The organism is Larkinella soli, from assembly GCF_003703975.1.
Classification (GTDB): domain Bacteria; phylum Bacteroidota; class Bacteroidia; order Cytophagales; family Spirosomataceae; genus Larkinella; species Larkinella soli.
In genome coordinates this window covers 87738-102624 of record NZ_QTJY01000003.1, presented here as the reverse complement: position 1 = coordinate 102624, position 14887 = coordinate 87738, and the positions used below count along the sequence as shown (strand labels likewise).

At 58.1% G+C, this 14887-nt stretch carries 21 protein-coding genes; 7 read left to right on the top strand and 14 right to left on the bottom strand.

Annotation, left to right across the window (positions count from 1 at the left end):
* Window position 1 precedes the first annotated feature (1 nt).
* Entirely contained in the window at window positions 2–1519 is a 1518-nt protein-coding gene (locus DX909_RS10085; RefSeq protein ID WP_128545047.1) for a hypothetical protein, read from the top strand.
* Window positions 1516–2430, top strand: coding sequence for a patatin-like phospholipase family protein (locus tag DX909_RS10080; protein ID WP_128545046.1), 915 nt, complete (start codon window positions 1516–1518; stop codon window positions 2428–2430). The genes DX909_RS10085 and DX909_RS10080 overlap by 4 nt, the downstream gene beginning before the upstream one ends.
* On the opposite strand, the gene DX909_RS10075 is transcribed toward DX909_RS10080, so the two are convergent.
* Window positions 2427–2708: a hypothetical protein gene (locus DX909_RS10075; protein ID WP_128545045.1), complete on the bottom strand. Its 282-nt coding sequence runs from the start codon at window positions 2706–2708 to the stop codon at window positions 2427–2429. The two genes, DX909_RS10080 and DX909_RS10075, sit on opposite strands and share 4 nt — an antisense overlap.
* A gap of 272 nt (window positions 2709–2980) precedes the next feature.
* On the opposite strand from DX909_RS10075, the gene DX909_RS10070 reads away from it, so the two are divergent.
* The 3 genes from DX909_RS10070 to DX909_RS10060 are packed head-to-tail and all read left to right on the top strand — an operon-like array spanning window position 2981 to window position 4922.
* Window positions 2981–3376, top strand: coding sequence for a hypothetical protein (locus tag DX909_RS10070; RefSeq protein ID WP_128545044.1), 396 nt, complete (start codon window positions 2981–2983; stop codon window positions 3374–3376).
* The gene (locus tag DX909_RS10065; RefSeq protein ID WP_128545043.1) at window positions 3373–4302 is read left to right on the top strand and encodes a hypothetical protein; all 930 of its coding nucleotides are present in this window, start codon (window positions 3373–3375) and stop codon (window positions 4300–4302) included. Before DX909_RS10070 ends, DX909_RS10065 begins: the two co-directional genes overlap by 4 nt.
* A 35-nt stretch (window positions 4303–4337) precedes the next feature.
* A complete protein-coding gene (locus DX909_RS10060; protein WP_128545042.1) occupies window positions 4338–4922 on the top strand; it encodes an N-acetylmuramidase family protein in 585 nt (194 codons plus the stop codon).
* Between the two features lie 170 nt (window positions 4923–5092).
* Here the strand turns inward: DX909_RS10060 and DX909_RS10055 are convergent, their stop codons facing one another.
* From DX909_RS10055 to DX909_RS10045, 3 genes are all read right to left on the bottom strand, one after another.
* Window positions 5093–5812 (bottom strand): hypothetical protein, encoded by a 720-nt coding sequence (locus DX909_RS10055; RefSeq protein WP_128545041.1) that lies wholly within the window; start codon window positions 5810–5812, stop codon window positions 5093–5095.
* Window positions 5813–5893: 81 nt separating this feature from the next.
* Window positions 5894–6169, bottom strand: coding sequence for a hypothetical protein (locus DX909_RS10050; protein ID WP_128545040.1), 276 nt, complete (start codon window positions 6167–6169; stop codon window positions 5894–5896).
* Window positions 6170–6205: 36 nt separating this feature from the next.
* A complete protein-coding gene (locus tag DX909_RS10045) occupies window positions 6206–6640 on the bottom strand; it encodes a YopX family protein (protein WP_128545039.1) in 435 nt (144 codons plus the stop codon).
* Between the two features lie 18 nt (window positions 6641–6658).
* Between DX909_RS10045 and DX909_RS10040 the strand changes: the two genes are divergently transcribed.
* Window positions 6659–7012 carry a hypothetical protein gene (locus tag DX909_RS10040; RefSeq protein ID WP_128545038.1) on the top strand — a complete coding sequence of 118 codons (354 nt, stop codon included), beginning with the start codon at window positions 6659–6661 and terminating at the stop codon, window positions 7010–7012.
* 71 nt (window positions 7013–7083) lie between these two features.
* Here DX909_RS10040 and DX909_RS10035 read toward each other — a convergent pair whose 3' ends face one another.
* The 6 genes from DX909_RS10035 to DX909_RS10015 form a co-directional block, all read right to left on the bottom strand.
* A complete protein-coding gene (locus DX909_RS10035; protein WP_128545037.1) occupies window positions 7084–7317 on the bottom strand; it encodes a hypothetical protein in 234 nt (77 codons plus the stop codon).
* Between the two features lie 83 nt (window positions 7318–7400).
* Window positions 7401–7829, bottom strand: a complete 429-nt coding sequence (locus DX909_RS10030) for a hypothetical protein (protein WP_206512989.1) — start codon at window positions 7827–7829, stop codon at window positions 7401–7403.
* Between the two features lie 4 nt (window positions 7830–7833).
* Complete coding sequence (locus DX909_RS10025) at window positions 7834–8100, bottom strand: hypothetical protein (protein WP_128545036.1); 267 nt, start codon at window positions 8098–8100, stop codon at window positions 7834–7836.
* A gap of 16 nt (window positions 8101–8116) precedes the next feature.
* Window positions 8117–8956 carry a DUF5131 family protein gene (locus DX909_RS10020; RefSeq protein WP_128545035.1) on the bottom strand — a complete coding sequence of 280 codons (840 nt, stop codon included), beginning with the start codon at window positions 8954–8956 and terminating at the stop codon, window positions 8117–8119.
* Window positions 8957–9022: 66 nt separating this feature from the next.
* Window positions 9023–9196, bottom strand: a complete 174-nt coding sequence (locus tag DX909_RS29500; RefSeq protein WP_164851245.1) for a hypothetical protein — start codon at window positions 9194–9196, stop codon at window positions 9023–9025.
* 109 nt (window positions 9197–9305) lie between these two features.
* Window positions 9306–10610, bottom strand: coding sequence for a tyrosine-type recombinase/integrase (locus DX909_RS10015; protein ID WP_128545034.1), 1305 nt, complete (start codon window positions 10608–10610; stop codon window positions 9306–9308).
* A gap of 381 nt (window positions 10611–10991) precedes the next feature.
* Between DX909_RS10015 and DX909_RS10010 the strand changes: the two genes are divergently transcribed.
* Entirely contained in the window at window positions 10992–12113 is a 1122-nt protein-coding gene (locus tag DX909_RS10010) for a DUF2911 domain-containing protein (protein WP_128545033.1), read from the top strand.
* Between the two features lie 6 nt (window positions 12114–12119).
* Here DX909_RS10010 and DX909_RS10005 read toward each other — a convergent pair whose 3' ends face one another.
* The 4 genes from DX909_RS10005 to DX909_RS09990 all read right to left on the bottom strand — a co-directional run bounded on the left by DX909_RS10005 (window position 12120) and on the right by DX909_RS09990 (window position 14883).
* Window positions 12120–12983 carry a GNAT family N-acetyltransferase gene (locus tag DX909_RS10005; RefSeq protein ID WP_128545032.1) on the bottom strand — a complete coding sequence of 288 codons (864 nt, stop codon included), beginning with the start codon at window positions 12981–12983 and terminating at the stop codon, window positions 12120–12122.
* Window positions 12980–13738 carry a DUF4386 domain-containing protein gene (locus DX909_RS10000; RefSeq protein WP_128545031.1) on the bottom strand — a complete coding sequence of 253 codons (759 nt, stop codon included), beginning with the start codon at window positions 13736–13738 and terminating at the stop codon, window positions 12980–12982. Before DX909_RS10000 ends, DX909_RS10005 begins: the two co-directional genes overlap by 4 nt.
* Window positions 13739–13753: 15 nt before the next feature.
* Window positions 13754–14224, bottom strand: coding sequence for a hypothetical protein (locus DX909_RS09995; protein WP_128545030.1), 471 nt, complete (start codon window positions 14222–14224; stop codon window positions 13754–13756).
* Window positions 14225–14319: 95 nt separating this feature from the next.
* Window positions 14320–14883, bottom strand: a complete 564-nt coding sequence (locus tag DX909_RS09990; RefSeq protein WP_128545029.1) for a Crp/Fnr family transcriptional regulator — start codon at window positions 14881–14883, stop codon at window positions 14320–14322.
* Window positions 14884–14887: the final 4 nt, after the last annotated feature.

The following is a 14887-nucleotide window of genomic DNA, read 5'->3' as shown; positions in this document are numbered from 1 at the left end:
TATGGGAAGATTAGACACCGCCTTCAAGGCCAAAGAGGGCCTCGGCCTCTCCGAGAACAGCTACACCAACGCCGAAAAGAGCCGCCTCGCCACGGCGGCCCAGAAGGCGTTGGTGCTGTTTGTCTCCAAATACAACGCCAACGCCGACTACTCGGACCTGCCGGCCGCCTATGCCGCCCTGCCCTCGGGCGGGGGGACGATCATTCTGGATGATATTAAGCTGAATGACCCTCCTTACACGGCGGTGGCAACCATCTCCAAGCCCGGCGTGAGCCTGATCGGCATCAGCCCCCCGCAGTACGACCGCGACAACGAAGTGCTGGTGAACGCCACGCCGGTGATCGAAGGGGCCGTCACGGTGCTGGCCTCGGGCTTTACGGCGCAGAACCTGGTCTTCAGCACCAAAGTGGTGGAGGGCGATAACCTGAGCCTGACGGTTCCGGGCTTCAACGGCAGCAACACGAATGATGGAACCGTCGTGAAGAAGGTGGCGAAGATTTACGATTGTGTCTTCCTCGGCAAGTTGCGCAGCTCGGCCTTTCACTGCGTCCGCATCGAGGACTATCAGGATGTGGACCTTCGCAACATCGTTACCCACGGCAATGTCTGGGGCATCGCCATCAAGGCCAACAACGTCTCGCTGGTGGGCTACCGGGGGAAAAACCACAACTTCGGGCCGATCATCGTCAAGGCCGACTGGGCGAAGAACATGCGCAACGTCCGCATCAACGACGTGGGCTACTACAGCACCAACGACCCCTCGCTGGGCTACACCGGCGCGTTCTTCGTGCAGAACTTCTCTTCGCTGTCTAAGCTGAAGGACGTCACCATCAGCAACGTCAACATCAAAAACGGCACCTTCCGCTTCTCCAACGAGAACAGCAGTCCCGTCGATGGGCTGGACGGCATTTCGGTGAGCAACCTGACGGTCGACAACAGCGGGCATGTGCAGATCAACTGTCTGTACTTCACGGCGACCACCACCTGCACGGGCCGCATTCAGCTGAGCAACGTGACGCTCCGGGGCGGGGCGGCCAACATCGAGGATTCGGCGAAGGCGTTCAAGAACGTGGTCTATTCGGGCCTGCAAACCGACTACACCATCAACGCCTACCTCTCCGGGCAGGGCACTGGCGTCCCGACGGGGTACACCTACAAGAAATCAGGGGTAGCGAATAACTCGGCCACGCAGATTGTCACCATCAACTACTCGGGCGATACCAACCCGGTGTTTCTGGTGGGCATCGGCTTTCAGTCGACCAATATCTCCGGGTCGCACCTGTTTCGGGTCGCCATCGGCTACGGGGTGGTCACCATCGACGCGCTGGGCACGCTGTCGACCTCGAACATCGCCAGCAAGTCGATCACCAGCCTGGCGCTGGCGGGCACGGCCAACGGGGCAACCAAAACGATCACCCTGTCGATCACGCAGGTGAACAACGTACCCGAAGCCGCCAACATCACCTACACCCTCACGCCGGTCATGGCGACGGGTGGCATGACCTATACACCGTTATGAGAGCCATTCACGGATCGGGGGGCGGCACTCGCCTGGTTGGCATTCTGGAAGCCGCTGGCGTCGTGCTGGATTCGGGCTTCAAGCCCGACGCCTACACGGGCGTATCGGCTTCGTCCTACGCCTTCTTTCCCCTTGCAATGGACAAACGGAAAGAGGCCAAAGCCTTAGTCGGCGAAATCCTTCACGATATGCTCGGGCGGATGTTCGACCCCTCGCCGGTCACCCGAAAGGGCGGCATTTCCCCCGCCGGTATCTGGAACGCCGTTCGGGGCCGGGAGTACTTAGGGCGTCAGGAGAAGTCGTTAGACCTTTTGCGGTCGATCATCACCGAAGCCGAGTTCAAAGCATGGGCGGCTGACCCCGCCCGGCCCGAATGCTGGACGCTGGCGGTCGATCTGATCACCGGGGCCGAGGTGTTCACCAACCTGAAAGACTACGACTTTGAAACCGCCCTGAAACTGGTGCTGGCTTCGGGCAGTATTCCGGTGTTTACGAAACCCGTAGAAATCGCCATAGAGGGCCAGAGGCGCCTTCTGGTGGACGGAGGCTTACGGAGTCACATCGCGTCCATGAAGTGGCTGGAAACGCACGCTACGGCCACCACGGAGATGGTTTCCATCTACAGCCGCCCGAAGGATTACAAGGACGAGAAAGGGGAGGGTTGGCAGCTGGCCGACGTCTACGCGGCCCTGACCAGAACGCTGGACATTATGACCATCGAGGTATCGAAGTCGGATGAGTGGGGCGAGGAAGTGCTGTGTAACCGGCACGGCATCGGCCTGCGGCAAATCTTTCTGCCCTCGGTGATGCAGTCGGTCTACGACACCGACCCCAAACGGCTCGAAGCCCTGCGTGTCATGGCGAGGCAGGCGGCGGTGGAGGCGCTGGGCGTGAAGGGTGAGGGGGTTTAGTTCATGCGCATGGGGTGCCGCTGGCCCAAGATGTACAGTTCGGTATGGTCATACGGGAAGAACTCATCCAACTCGGGTGCATCACCTTCCTCAATGACGTACCCCAATCCGGGATAGTCGGAGGTTCCATCGTTCCATTCAAGGAACTGGAACATCCATTCGGCGACAGCAAGGCTTTTTGCCAACCCTTCATAAGGATAGTGAATAGGGAAGTTATCCTCCAGCCCAACAAGGATACTTGTTTGAATGAACCCGTTCTTTTTCAGAGGCTTTTCCATAGAAAAAAACGGGCGCTGGGGGATAAAAAAGTTGCAGACCAGCCCAACGCCCGTGCGACAAAAAAGGAGGATGATAATGAGATAGTAATATACGCATTAAGTACCTGATTACCAAAGTACCGCACCCAAAATAACCGAGGGCCTGCCCCGGATTCCCACCACCGGCCCGGCCCGACCATCGAGAAAGGAAGCCGCCGCTGCCGGAGTTGTCTGATAACAACGTATCAACATAACCGCCGTAGGCCGCACCGCTCCGGCCGGCACCCCCAACGATGGAAAGTGCATCCGTAACCGAATTTTTCCAGATCCTGGCGAATGTGCCTTTCTGGGTCAAGGCCCTGCCCATCGCCTTTCTGGGCGCGTTGTTCACCCGCGTGGTGTCGGCCTCCGACGAGGCCGAAGTTCGCCACCGGCGCGATGTGGCCTACAACGTCGTCACGGTGCTGGCCTCCACCGCCCTGGCGATTCTGTTGGCGGGCTGGGCGCACGAGGAGCGCAGGCTGGGGGTCTACCCGGCGGGCATTCTGGCGATGGCGACGGGCGTGGGCGGAGTCTGGATTCTGATGGGCTTCCGGCGGCTGGCGCAAGGTTTTGAACGTAATCCCAATTCCACACTAAAAGGTTTTTTGAAACGCTGGTTGCTCGGCAAGGACGAAGAAAAGCCATGAGAAAGATTGCACAATGGTTCTACGGGGCGTATGCGGTGGATGTCGCCTACCTGCTGCCCTTCATTCAGGCCAGCCCGGAGGTCACCCGGATTCTGGATTTGCTCCTGTACTACATCCTGACGATGGCGTTGGGGGTGCTGGCCGTCGCCTACTGGGGCATTCTCGAGTTCACCAAAGGGCTGTCGGTGCCCTACAAGCTGCTGCTGTGCTGCATCATCGGCGTGTCGTCCATGATGTTCGCCATCTCCTTCTACGATGCCCGCATCATCAGCCTGTCGCTGCCGCTGCTGGTGACGCTGATCGCCATGTCGGGCCTGGTGCGGGTGTTCCGGCTCTACAAGGGCCAGCGGCCCGAGGAACTGACGCTCAACCGCCGCACCTGGCAGGTGGTGGCGACTATTCTGGGGCTGGTGGTGCTGGTCTCGCTCGGGGCGGGCATCACCTCGTTCTACCGGGAGAGTCCCGACACGCTGCACTACCTGGTGGGGGCCTCCAAGCGGCAGGAGAAGCTGGGCCGCCAGCAGCAGGTGAGCATCCGGCGCAACCGGCAGGAGACCCGTCAGGTGCGGGTGCTGGCCGAGGGGCTGGCCGAGGGGCTGAAGCAGTCGCTGAGCAATCAGGCGGCCATGCTCACGACACTGGCGGAGACCACGCGGGAGAACGCCCGGCTCAAACGGCAGCTGCGGGAGACCACCCGCGTGGTGCGGCAGGATCTGAGCCGGGTCAGCCGGCGGCAGGAGGCCACGCAGGAGAAGGTCGAAGCGGTGGTCATGAAGGTCGACACGGTGCAGAAAGTCGTCGCCTCCGTGGTGGCCGATACGACGCTGAGGGACAGCAGCCAGGCCGCCGGGGTGGTAGTCAGGCGGGATTCGGCTCCTGCCCCCCGAAAGCGCAAACTGTTTGATTTTCTGAAGCGCAGGCGGTAGGATAAACGCAACGAATTGAGTAACTTATAAACGAGATGGCAGTAAAGACCACACTGACCGACGCCGACTTCCAACAGGCGGCGGACTTGCTGGGCGTGGAGGTAGCGACGGTGAAGGCCGTGGCCGATGTAGAGGCCGCCGGCAAGGGATTCTTAAACGACGGGCGGCTGGTGCTCCGGTTCGAGGGGCATTGGTTTCGGAAGTTGACCAACCGGATTTACGACGTGGGCTACCCGACCATCTCACACCCGTATTTCGCCGATGGCCGCTACAATAAAGGCCCGGCGAAGGATTACAAGCGGCTGGCGGTGGCGATGAAGCTCAGTCCCGACGCGGCCCTGCAATCCACGAGCTGGGGCATGTTCCAGATCATGGGGTTCAATGCCTGGCGGTGCGGTTTTCAGGACGTTCATGCCTTCGTGGATGCGATGAAATTAGGGGTGCATGAGCATCTGCTCGCGTTCTGCCGGTTCTGCATCTCGAAGGGGCTGGCCGATGAGTTGAGGGCAAAGGATTGGGCGGGGTTTGCTGCCAAATACAACGGCGAGAACTACCGCGACAATCACTACGATTTGAAATTGGCGGCTGCCTATCGGCATTACAAGGAACAGGAAGGATAAGGGTTAGGAATAGTCTGGAACAAGCCGGGGCCATGCTCCGGCACCGTTCTCCCCACCCTTGAAGATACTGGCGCAGACCGCAACGGCGGACCGTCCTGCTTGCTGCGCCTTCATTGGACAGAGAAAAACAATGGGAAAGCCCGGGCCGCTTGGTTCCGGGCTTTTTGGTGTCAGGCGGGTTGCTGAAGGGCCGCCAGAATCTTGTCCTTGCGTAAACGGAGCTTTTCGGAAGTCTTTTCCCGACCAAGAATTACAGCCAACTCGGAGTTATCCTTTGCCAATTCACCCATTGCCCGCAGGAACCTATTACCCACTGTTAGCGGAACGACTTCCCACTCTTCCGCGATTGCCACAAGGGGCTTCTTTGAGTTTAGGACGTACATTACAATTTCCAGAGGGCTGGAAGGAATAGACTTCTTGCCTGAAGGCGCCGGGGCCGGAGGTGGCGTGGGTTTTGGCGGCTCGGGCTTATTTGGCTCAGGCGCAGAGTACTCCGTTTGCGGTTTAACTAAATACCATTTATTCTCCGGCCCTTCGACTTTCAAAGGAGCAGGTTCAGGGTTGGCGATGACCTCAAGGTAAGTATTTCTTGCCCTCTGGTAAAATTCATGAACCTGGCCGAAATAAAAGCCCTGCGCTTCCTTAAGAGAACGAAACACGTTTTCTTTAAGTAAATCGGCCTGAATAAATGACACCTGTTTGGGCGGGCCTTGTTCCCAAGGGTAGGTGTAGTCGTAAAAAATCCAACGCGATGGCTGGTCCCGGTTGTAGCCCTGATAAACGTATTTATGAAGGGATAAGTAGGTTCCATATCCTTTAACGATATACAGCCATTCGCCCAACTGAGGCCGGGGCATGAGTCGATCTAATTCTTCCTGTGGTAGTTCCATATCCATTTATCTGCCCTCTCTGGGCCGTTCTAAGTTCCACAGCATCCGCTCCCATTCCGGGCTGCTTCGCGCGGTGCTGGCTCAGCAGGGGTGCTGCTGCCAGTAGGCGTCGTACAGCCCGTTAAAGCGGTGCGTCGGCTCGCCTTCAAACCGCTGCGTTTGGGGATTCCATGAGCGGAAGCCCTGCATCAACTGCTCATCCAGCTGCCCGGTGGCGATCAGGTGTTCGACCTGCCGCTTGATGGTGGCGCAGGTTTCGTAGTCTTCGGCTTCAAAAGCCTTCTGGAAGTCGTAGCCCAACTCCCACGGGTTCGGAACTCGTTTCATGGTGTACAGGCGCTGGCGGGAATGGGGCATGGCGACGGCGGGTTAAGGCCGTAAATTAGTGATTTTTCAGGCGGGTTCTTTCTTTGCCGGGTTTTCGTAAAGGTTACCTGCCACCTGCCATTTCCAGCCAATCTCTCTAAACTCCATCGGAAGATTGTTGAGTGCCTTATCCTGCATGAGAAAACTGGCACTAAACTCATCCCAGAAGACAATAGTTGTCATTTCTCCGCGTCTGAGGCGGTCGCCCTCATAGATGTCTTTGCCATCTTTGTCTTTCAGTCCGGTGCATTGCATCAGGATTAGAGGCTGCTTGTCCTGAGCGTCCGCCCTCCAATTGATTCCGTAAACTTCCCATTCCCAACTTCCCTCCCCAATATCTACAGAGGAAAGGTCAGCGGTATGCTTATCGTATTTGAATACCGCCACAGAAGTGTATTTGTCGCCGGGATAAAACATTCGTTTTTGTTCGGCATCCCACGCCCTGAATTTAATCTGTCTCATGTCTATTACCTTTGTTCTATGCTCTTCAAAACCCGCACTACCAAAAACCTGACCGGCCGCGACCTGCGGCACTACCGCTCCCAGAAAGACCGGCTAAACCTCACCTACGAGATGGTTCCCGAACTGTTCCACTACCTCCAGTTCAAGGAGGCCCGCAGCGAACGCGGCAGCAAGGAGCAGAACCTGTCGCTGGAGGTCGGCTTTGTGGCGCTCAATTCGGAGGATTACCGCCAGCTGCTGGCCATGGTGGCTGATCTGGCCGGGGGTGATAAGCAGCACCCGACCTACGTTGCCATCCGCGCCCTGTGCGAGCAGACGCCCCCGCCTCTCAAGGAAGACCGCCGGATGTACGGTGACGAACTTCCCTATTGACTTAAGAGTCATTTTTAGCTATCTTTGTGCAGCCCCCCTTACGAGAGTATCGTAGGCCCGACCCGGAACCACTATTCCGGGTTTCTTTTTTCGGAAAGGCCACTGCCCTTAAATAGATTTTCAACTTCTTCGACAGGTAGCCGCTTACTTACCAGCCGGTTGTCCTGTAAGTGCCAGCGCCTTTTTTTACCCCACTTCCCGGCAGGAACGAAGTAAACGTAGTTAAGAAATGTCGGGTCGGTCGGGTCGGTTACCAGAACAATACGGTGGGTTTCGTCTTCAATGACTTCCTCGATTCGGCTCATTTCTCTATCTTGAAGTTTAGCCCCCGCCCATCGACCCGATGAAACGGCGGATGTACGGGGATGAGTTGCCGTATTAGGCGGGGTCAAAGGTTGTTTAAGGCGAACACGATGCCCTGACAGTACTTCTCTCTGTCTTCAAAAACAGTAAATGTAGCGTGAGGAATATCGGTACGGTACGACCAAGACCATTCCCCTTCCCCCCAAACGGCTTCGATCTTGTGGGCCGCCTTTTTCCGCTCGAAATACGCTTCGAGGGCGCCGTCTTCCTCAATTTCATCCCGGTTCGGTAGAGGACCGTTTTTGTCAAGATAAAACGTGCCACCGTCGTAACAGTCTAATTCGTCATCGAGCGCGCCACGGAGTTCCATGAGGTCATCGGACGCACCGAATACGACCACCAACCCTAAGTCACGGGCTTCTTTTTCCTGTTCAAAGGTCAGTTCGGCTCCGTATCGAGCATTATCGATAAGTCGGGCAAAACGTTCAGTCTCTGCTTCTGTTTTCGTTTCCATATCTCTATTTACAGTTCAACTTCTTCTCCACCTCCCCCTTCACCGCCAGCACCCGGGCCTCGTGCTGCGGCAGCATGACCCGATTCAGCAAATCCTCGCAGGCAGCCAGCGCGGCCCGGAGATCATCCTCGCCTTCAGCCTTGTGGGCCATGCGTTCGAGGGCATCCACGCGGGCGGCTTCGTCGTCGTTCTGGCGCAGGACAGGCTTGAGGAGGTAGTACAGGGCCGCTGACGCGGGGATGAGCAGGAGGTAGGGCAGGAGGGGTTTCATGGGGGATAGGAATGGGTTAAACCGGAAACTGTTGAACTCTCAAATGTTCGGGCCATTCCGAAGGGTCGGCCCCGTGTCGGTGTTTCAGGCCCAATTCCTTTGCAATGTGCGTGCCCAACTGCTTGACGAAAACGGCAATTCCGGCAGTCTGGCACTGGTCAACCAGATTCTCAATCCATTCAAGGCGACACGGCCGGTAGCGATACATCCCATTTTCGTTGCCACTTTCCCCGCCGATGATGACCCACTTGAGCAAGTCCTTCACCTTCGGGCCAAAATCAACTTCCTCGTCTAAAGGCAGAATGATTTCGCCGTGCATGGGTTCGAGGGAAAGAAAGTAAACGCCCCCATCTCGCGGAGCGGCTAAGGACAATAGGTCGAACAGTCGTTGAATACTGCTTTGACTGCCGATAGAAGTCCCGAGCCAGACGTTCTTAGGCATCCGGCCGTTTTTCCAGTCAAACATCATATTGCCCAGTTCAGGCAGATTATACCAATGGGCTTCATCGTATGCATTGCGCAAAGCATCGTGAATCCGTTCGGGCCGCTTGGTCAGCAGTTGAAAGGTCAGGTGCGGGCAACGGCGGATGATGTCGAAACACTCATAGCGGAACGGGTCAATCGCTTCATGGAAGAAGTCTGTCAGCGATGAGGTAAAGACCCGCTGCGGCTCCTTCAATCGCAAGGGCAGATTAAACACGGTTTTCGTGCGTTCTACGGCCTTCGGATTGTAGCGGGTATTGTTGAGGCTTTCCCGGTACATATAGCAGTACTTACAATCCTCATCCACTTTCGTGCAGCCTCTGGCTACGTTCCAGGTGGCATCCGTCCAGCTAATCGCGGTTTCGACTCCCATTTTGGTCTATCTTATTTGTATCGCTAACCTACAAAATAACCTGTATATATGCAAGATAATTAACTTTTATTTTCGGAGTTTCTGAGGGGGAAAGCGGTCAGTATCAATGTAGTTCTTCACCTGTCCGTCGGGACTGGGAATCTGCACCACTTCAATCAATCCGCGCTGGATGCGTTCGTAGATGGCCTGATGCGAGACGCCGCAAAGTTTGGCGTATTTGTACGGGGTGACGTAGTTCATACCGAAAGGTACGCTACATCTTGCATAATTGCAATCGGGATCATTGTAAGCACGGGCCGGGGACAAGCCCGCGCGGTACAGTAATTAACCAGTATAGCTATTCGGATCGTTACGCCTGTTTTTCCTGCTCACTGCCGACGCCCAGCCACGCCGGTTTTTCCTTGCTGTTCAAGCGTCTCATCTCGTGATGAACAATGGACGGCAGTATCTTCACGTAATACCGTTCGGTGGTCTTCACGCTGGCATGGCCCAGGATCAGCGAGACGGCTTCGAGCCGAAAGCCCATCGTCAGAAACAGCGCCCCGGCGGTCTTGCGGCCGATCTTGCAGGTGATCCGTTGCGGGAAGGCCAGTTCTTCCTCGATCCTATGCGTGTACGTGTTGATGGTCTTGCCCGACATGAACGGAATGCCGCCGGGGTAGCGCCTTAAGATCACGTCCACCTCCAGCAGCTTGGGAATCTGCGCCCGTAGGCCCGTCTTCAGCCGGCTGGTGTCGATCACCACGCCGTCGCCGGTCTCCACCTCCAGGGACGCCGGGTCTTCCACGTACCGGGCCAGATCGCCCGCGTCCATGCCCGTGTAGCAGATGAGCCGAAACCAGTCGAGCGCCACCCCGGCCTCGCCGAGCCATTTCATCCGCCACAGTTGGGTCAGGTGCCGCTCTTCCAGAAAATACACCGGCTTGGGCGGAGAAGTCGGAGGCTTGTAGTTCTGAAGCGGGTTCTCCGGCAGCTCCCCGGCCTCGTGGTAATACTCGAACACCTTCCGAAGGTGGGTCAGATGCCGCCCTGCGTCGGCGGCTTTCATGGGCCGCTTCAGCAGCCAGGTGTACAACGCCTTGTACCAGTGGCGGCTGGTCTGGGCGGGCGTCAGCTCGGTCTTCTCCAGTTTGAGCAGGTACTTGCGCACCGAGTTGAAATGGGCCTCCCAGTTCTGGAGCGTCTTGGGCGAGTAGGCCTGCTCGGTGCCTTCATACGACCGCATGTGTTCGATGTAGCCGCGCATCAGCTCCAGCACCGTCTTCGGGTGCTTTACGATGGGGTCGGGGGCTTTGGGCTGAAGGTGGGGCCGGTGTTCGGCCAGCCAGGCCGCCCGGACGGAGACTGCCGTCGGTGGGTCGGGCCTTCGGCCGGCCTGATAGTCGGATTTCTGCTGACGAAGGATCTCCTTGTGGCGGGCGTAAATCTCCGACAAATTGTCGTTGAGCGCCTGGGCCTCGGTGGAGCGGCCCACCATTTTCTGCTCTAAGTAATTCCACTTATCCGGGCGAACGTACTCGCCGGAGCCGTAATCGGTTGCCGTCTGGCCGTTGATGGTAAGGCGAATCTGGAGCTGGCGGTAGGCCGAACCCGTCGTTTGCCCGTGACGAAGCCTGAACTTAAGCGAAATCGCCATGCGTCGTTTGCTGATCATCGTATACACGTTTAATTATTGGACAGGAAAGCCAATATAACGTGTACACGTCGGGATTGATGTGAAATATGATTCAATGAGTGTAAAATGGCCTTACGGAGCTGGAATCGGCCATTTTTAGGTACTTTTGCTCCCCTTGTGGCGGGGATGCCCGTACCCGAAAGGGTGGGGCCGTACCGGATTTGAGGAATGCTGTACCTGAAAGGGGGTGCTGAAGGTACCTGGTATTTTCGGATTGATCATAGGTGCATTACGGGAACTTGGGGTACATAGGGGGCTAAACGAGCGGGGTTTTTGTCAATTATCCCCCAGAATGGAGGAGAGGAAGACGGTTTGCTTCATTTTACTTTATCCGCCGTATTGTTCCACTCATCAATCTCTATGAAAACCAACTCTTTACTCGCCGGAATCCTCCTGATCCTGACCACGTTTACACTCCGGGCGCAGGGCCGGCTCACCACCGCCCCCGACGGAGGCAACAAGAAGGCGACGGTGTCCGAACAGATCGGCATTTCGACCGTCACGATCCTCTACAACCGGCCCGGCGTCAAAGGGCGGGAAGGTAAAATCTGGGGGACGCCCGTGGCGCCTTACGGCCTGACCGACCCCGGATTCGGCACCAGCAAAGCCGCCCCCTGGCGGGCCGGCGCCAATGAGAATACCACCATTACCTTCTCGCACGACGTCAGGGTGGAAGGCAAAGACCTGCCCGCCGGAACCTATGGCCTTTTCATGATCCTGGGCGAGTCGGAAACCTCCGTCATCTTTTCGAAAAATTCGACCTCCTGGGGCAGCTTCTATTACGAACCCTCCGAAGACGCGCTGCGGGTGACGGTCCGGAACCAGCCGCTCGACCGGAGCGTCGAATGGCTCAAATACGAATTCGTCGACCAGACCGACCTCGGGGCGACCGTCGCCCTGCTGTGGGAGAAGCGAATGATTCCCTTCAGGGTGGAGGTGGACGTCCATAAAATTCAGGTGGCTTCGTTCCGGAACGAACTTCGCAATTCGCCGGGTTTTACGTGGCAGTCGTTCGTGCAGGCGGCCGGCTACTGCCTCCAGAACAAAACCGATCTGGAGCAGGCACTGGCCTGGGCCGATCAGGGCATTAGCGCCCCCTTCATCGGCCAGAAGAACTTCCAGACCCTCAGTACCAAGGCGCTCGTGATGGCCGCCCTAAACCGGCAGACTGAAGCAGAGGCCCTGATGAAGGAGGCCGTGCCGATGGGCAACATGAACGAACTCCACCAGTATGCCCGCACGCTGCTCCAGCAGAAACGCGCCAAAGAAGCCTATGAGGTCTTCAGGGTGAATTACGACAAGAACCCGAACCAGTTCACGACCAACGTCGGCATGGGACGCGGCCTGTCGGCCATCGGCGATTATAAAAAGGCGCTCCCGTACCTTCAGGCGGCCCTTCCTCAGGCGCCCAACGAACTGAACCGCAGCAGTGTGGCCGGTATGATCCAGAAACTTCAGGAGGGCAAAGACGCCAACATGTAACCGGCTTCAGAGCGGGACCCGGTAATAGTCCTGCCCGAGCTGCACTTCGAACCCGCATTTGTCGTACAGGTGCAGCGCCGACCGGTTTTCGGCATCGACCTCGATCAGGATGGCCTGGAGGGGTGTCTGCCGCAGAATCGTGATCAGTTGCAGAAGAATACTCCGCCCGAAGCCCTGGCCGTGGTGGTCGGGATCGACGCCCAGCCCGATGATGTAGGCCTGCTGCTTCTCTACCGTCACGCCCACCATGCCGACGATCCGTTCGTCCAGACAGGCCACGTACTGCCGTCGGTGCGGGGCCGCCATGGTGGCCTCCACCAGCCGCCGGGCTTCCTCCCGGGTGTCGCCGAACGCTTTGACGCTGAGGTCGGTGAGGGTGTCGAGTTCGTCGGGGCCGGCGGGTCGGAGCCGGATTCGGGGGTCGTAGTCGGGTACCTGCTCCCGGGGCAGAGGCTTCCAGATCAGCAGGTATTCGGAATGGGAATAAACGGCCCCGAGCTTCCGGATGAAGGCCTTGCCCGACCGGGAAAGCTGGTCGGTGATCAGCACCATCCGTTGATACCCGAACTTGCGGAACTCGTCGGCGGCCGTGTTCAGCAGGCGCGAAAAATAGCCTTTCCGGCGGGCCTGCGGCAGGGTATACCCGCAGACCTCCACCTCGGCGGAACCGGGCGCAAAGGCCGAAATGACGCTGATGAGCAGGTTTTTCTCGTAGAGCAGAAACCAGTGCGGCATCTCAGGAACGCAGTTGATGGACTTATCCCAGTACAGGTGGCTCCCCAGACCGTCTTCGGCCTGACACAGGCGCTCGATCCGTTGAATGGCCTGGCGGTGGGACGGTTTAAGCTCGTTCAGGGATTGAATCGTCATGCCGGCAAATTACGGAAACTTTCCGCAGCGGACGGCCCAAAGGTTTTTGAATGGTCCGGCGCCGGCCGGCGTAACCGAAGCCCGATTCCGGCCATCCAGACCAGCCAGAGCGTACTGCCGGCCAGGCCCGCCCAGCCCACCTCCGGAAAACCGGGCAGAACCGTGGCGAACAACTCACTCTGAGCCAGCAGATAAACTCCCGAAGCCGTATAGCCGAAAACCGCCATCCGACCGGAAATCCACCCGAGCTGCCGGAGGGCGAGCGCAGTCAATACCGTCCAGCCGATGGTGAACAACTGCCCGACGGATTCGCCGAGAAGCACCCCGCCGAACTGGTGGACGGCCTGAAAAACCGCTTCCGTGGTCGCCTTTACTGCCGGGTCATCGGTCGTGACGTAGGACCGGGCCAGCACCGGCACCACAAACGTCCAGCGGAGCAACCCGACGATCTGGGCAACGCCCCCGATCAGGCCGAACGTGGTGGCGAGCCGAACCAGGGGGTGCCGGTTTTCCAGCAGTTGACCCAGCCGGACAAACGCTGCCAGCAGGGGCAGTCCGGTCAGGGCAAACGCCCACCAGACCGCAATCAGCTGCGGGCCGCCTTCCTGAAACCGGGTCAGGATGACGCCCGGACTCTCCCGCAGAATAGCCGGGTAGTCGAAAATCAGGGTCAGAAGGGTGTAGGGAATCAGGACGAGGGTCGAGCCGAGAAGCAGCATCGTTCCGGCGGAACGGGCGGGTCGGGAAGTTTTCATGGGACGTAAGGGGGATTAACGGGAGAAAAAGGAATAACTGATACCGGGGGTCGGGTTGAGTTTCGGGCGGTGTCCCGGCGAGGTCAGCAGGGCGGCTCCCAGCCGAACGTTCAGCCCCTTCCAGACCATCCAGCGGAAACCGAGGTCGGCCATCAGGCCGTGGTCACCCCGGTAGGAACGGTCCAGCCCGCGAACCCAGGAGAGGGAGGCATAAAAGGAGGAGGGATGCTCCCGTTTCCCGACCGGCAGGAACCAGAAGCTCAGACCGGTGCGGACGAACGAGGTAGTGACGTAGGTGCCTTCCGGATTCCGGGAAACGACGGTCGGGTAATAGCCTGCATGGACCGACACGCTGCGATAGCGGTATTCCAGGCCGACCGACGGATTCCGGAAGGCGTTGATACTGAATTCGTGCCGGGAAAACCGGGACTGGGAGAAGGCCGGCCCGGCAGCGGCCAGCAGAAGGAAGAAAGCGATGGTCTTCATATCGTGTTGTGGAAAGGTGACGATACAAAGGTCGGCCGGCGGCCGGCGAATCTTCCGGACAAATGTCTATAAATCGGGAAGGCTGAAAGAAACGTTTACCGAACCTGTTTGCGGATGCGGCTGAGGTGCCGGGGCGTCACGCCCAGGATGGAGGCCAGGTAATGCTGCGGAACCAGTTGCAGCAGCTGGGGTTCTTCGGTCAGCAGTTTCTGGTACCTTTCTTCGGCGGTGAGGGTGATGAGGTTGAAGCGGCTGTCGTCGATGCAGACCATCTGGCTTTCCAGCAACCCGACGTAAAAAGCCTGAAACCGGTCGTTCTCCGCCCGAAGCTGATCGAAACGCTCTTTGGAGATGACGAGCAGGTCGGCTTCGGTCAGGGCGCGGATGTTCTCCCGGGCCGGCATCTGCTGCAGGAAGCTGCCGAGAGAAACGACAAAGCCGCCGGGCGACGCGATATACGTCGTGATTTCGTCACCGTCGTGGTTGTAGAAATACTGAAAAACCCCCTTGCGGACATAGCCGATCTTCCGGGTCGTCTGGCCCTCCTGAAGAAAATAGTCGCCCTTGCGGAACGACAGCGGGAGAAAGGCGCCCAGGATGGTTTCCCGGTCTTCGGCGGAAAAGCCGTTTTCCTCAAGAAAAGCGGAGAGATCGTTCATCGGT

Excerpts from the sequence above, each read along its gene's own strand:
- DX909_RS10085 (WP_128545047.1), top strand. The coding sequence starts at position 2 with ATGGGAAGATTAGACACCGCCTTCAAGGCCAAAGAGGGCCTCGGCCTC.
- DX909_RS10080 (WP_128545046.1), top strand. The coding sequence starts at position 1,516 with ATGAGAGCCATTCACGGATCGGGGGGCGGCACTCGCCTGGTTGGCATT.
- DX909_RS10075 (WP_128545045.1), bottom strand. The coding sequence starts at position 2,708 with ATGGAAAAGCCTCTGAAAAAGAACGGGTTCATTCAAACAAGTATCCTT.
- DX909_RS10070 (WP_128545044.1), top strand. The coding sequence starts at position 2,981 with ATGGAAAGTGCATCCGTAACCGAATTTTTCCAGATCCTGGCGAATGTG.
- DX909_RS10065 (WP_128545043.1), top strand. The coding sequence starts at position 3,373 with ATGAGAAAGATTGCACAATGGTTCTACGGGGCGTATGCGGTGGATGTC.
- DX909_RS10060 (WP_128545042.1), top strand. The coding sequence starts at position 4,338 with ATGGCAGTAAAGACCACACTGACCGACGCCGACTTCCAACAGGCGGCG.
- DX909_RS10055 (WP_128545041.1), bottom strand. The coding sequence starts at position 5,812 with ATGGAACTACCACAGGAAGAATTAGATCGACTCATGCCCCGGCCTCAG.
- DX909_RS10050 (WP_128545040.1), bottom strand. The coding sequence starts at position 6,169 with ATGCCCCATTCCCGCCAGCGCCTGTACACCATGAAACGAGTTCCGAAC.
- DX909_RS10045 (WP_128545039.1), bottom strand. The coding sequence starts at position 6,640 with ATGAGACAGATTAAATTCAGGGCGTGGGATGCCGAACAAAAACGAATG.
- DX909_RS10040 (WP_128545038.1), top strand. The coding sequence starts at position 6,659 with ATGCTCTTCAAAACCCGCACTACCAAAAACCTGACCGGCCGCGACCTG.
- DX909_RS10035 (WP_128545037.1), bottom strand. The coding sequence starts at position 7,317 with ATGAGCCGAATCGAGGAAGTCATTGAAGACGAAACCCACCGTATTGTT.
- DX909_RS10030 (WP_206512989.1), bottom strand. The coding sequence starts at position 7,829 with ATGGAAACGAAAACAGAAGCAGAGACTGAACGTTTTGCCCGACTTATC.
- DX909_RS10025 (WP_128545036.1), bottom strand. The coding sequence starts at position 8,100 with ATGAAACCCCTCCTGCCCTACCTCCTGCTCATCCCCGCGTCAGCGGCC.
- DX909_RS10020 (WP_128545035.1), bottom strand. The coding sequence starts at position 8,956 with ATGGGAGTCGAAACCGCGATTAGCTGGACGGATGCCACCTGGAACGTA.
- DX909_RS29500 (WP_164851245.1), bottom strand. The coding sequence starts at position 9,196 with ATGAACTACGTCACCCCGTACAAATACGCCAAACTTTGCGGCGTCTCG.
- DX909_RS10015 (WP_128545034.1), bottom strand. The coding sequence starts at position 10,610 with ATGATCAGCAAACGACGCATGGCGATTTCGCTTAAGTTCAGGCTTCGT.
- DX909_RS10010 (WP_128545033.1), top strand. The coding sequence starts at position 10,992 with ATGAAAACCAACTCTTTACTCGCCGGAATCCTCCTGATCCTGACCACG.
- DX909_RS10005 (WP_128545032.1), bottom strand. The coding sequence starts at position 12,983 with ATGACGATTCAATCCCTGAACGAGCTTAAACCGTCCCACCGCCAGGCC.
- DX909_RS10000 (WP_128545031.1), bottom strand. The coding sequence starts at position 13,738 with ATGAAAACTTCCCGACCCGCCCGTTCCGCCGGAACGATGCTGCTTCTC.
- DX909_RS09995 (WP_128545030.1), bottom strand. The coding sequence starts at position 14,224 with ATGAAGACCATCGCTTTCTTCCTTCTGCTGGCCGCTGCCGGGCCGGCC.
- DX909_RS09990 (WP_128545029.1), bottom strand. The coding sequence starts at position 14,883 with ATGAACGATCTCTCCGCTTTTCTTGAGGAAAACGGCTTTTCCGCCGAA.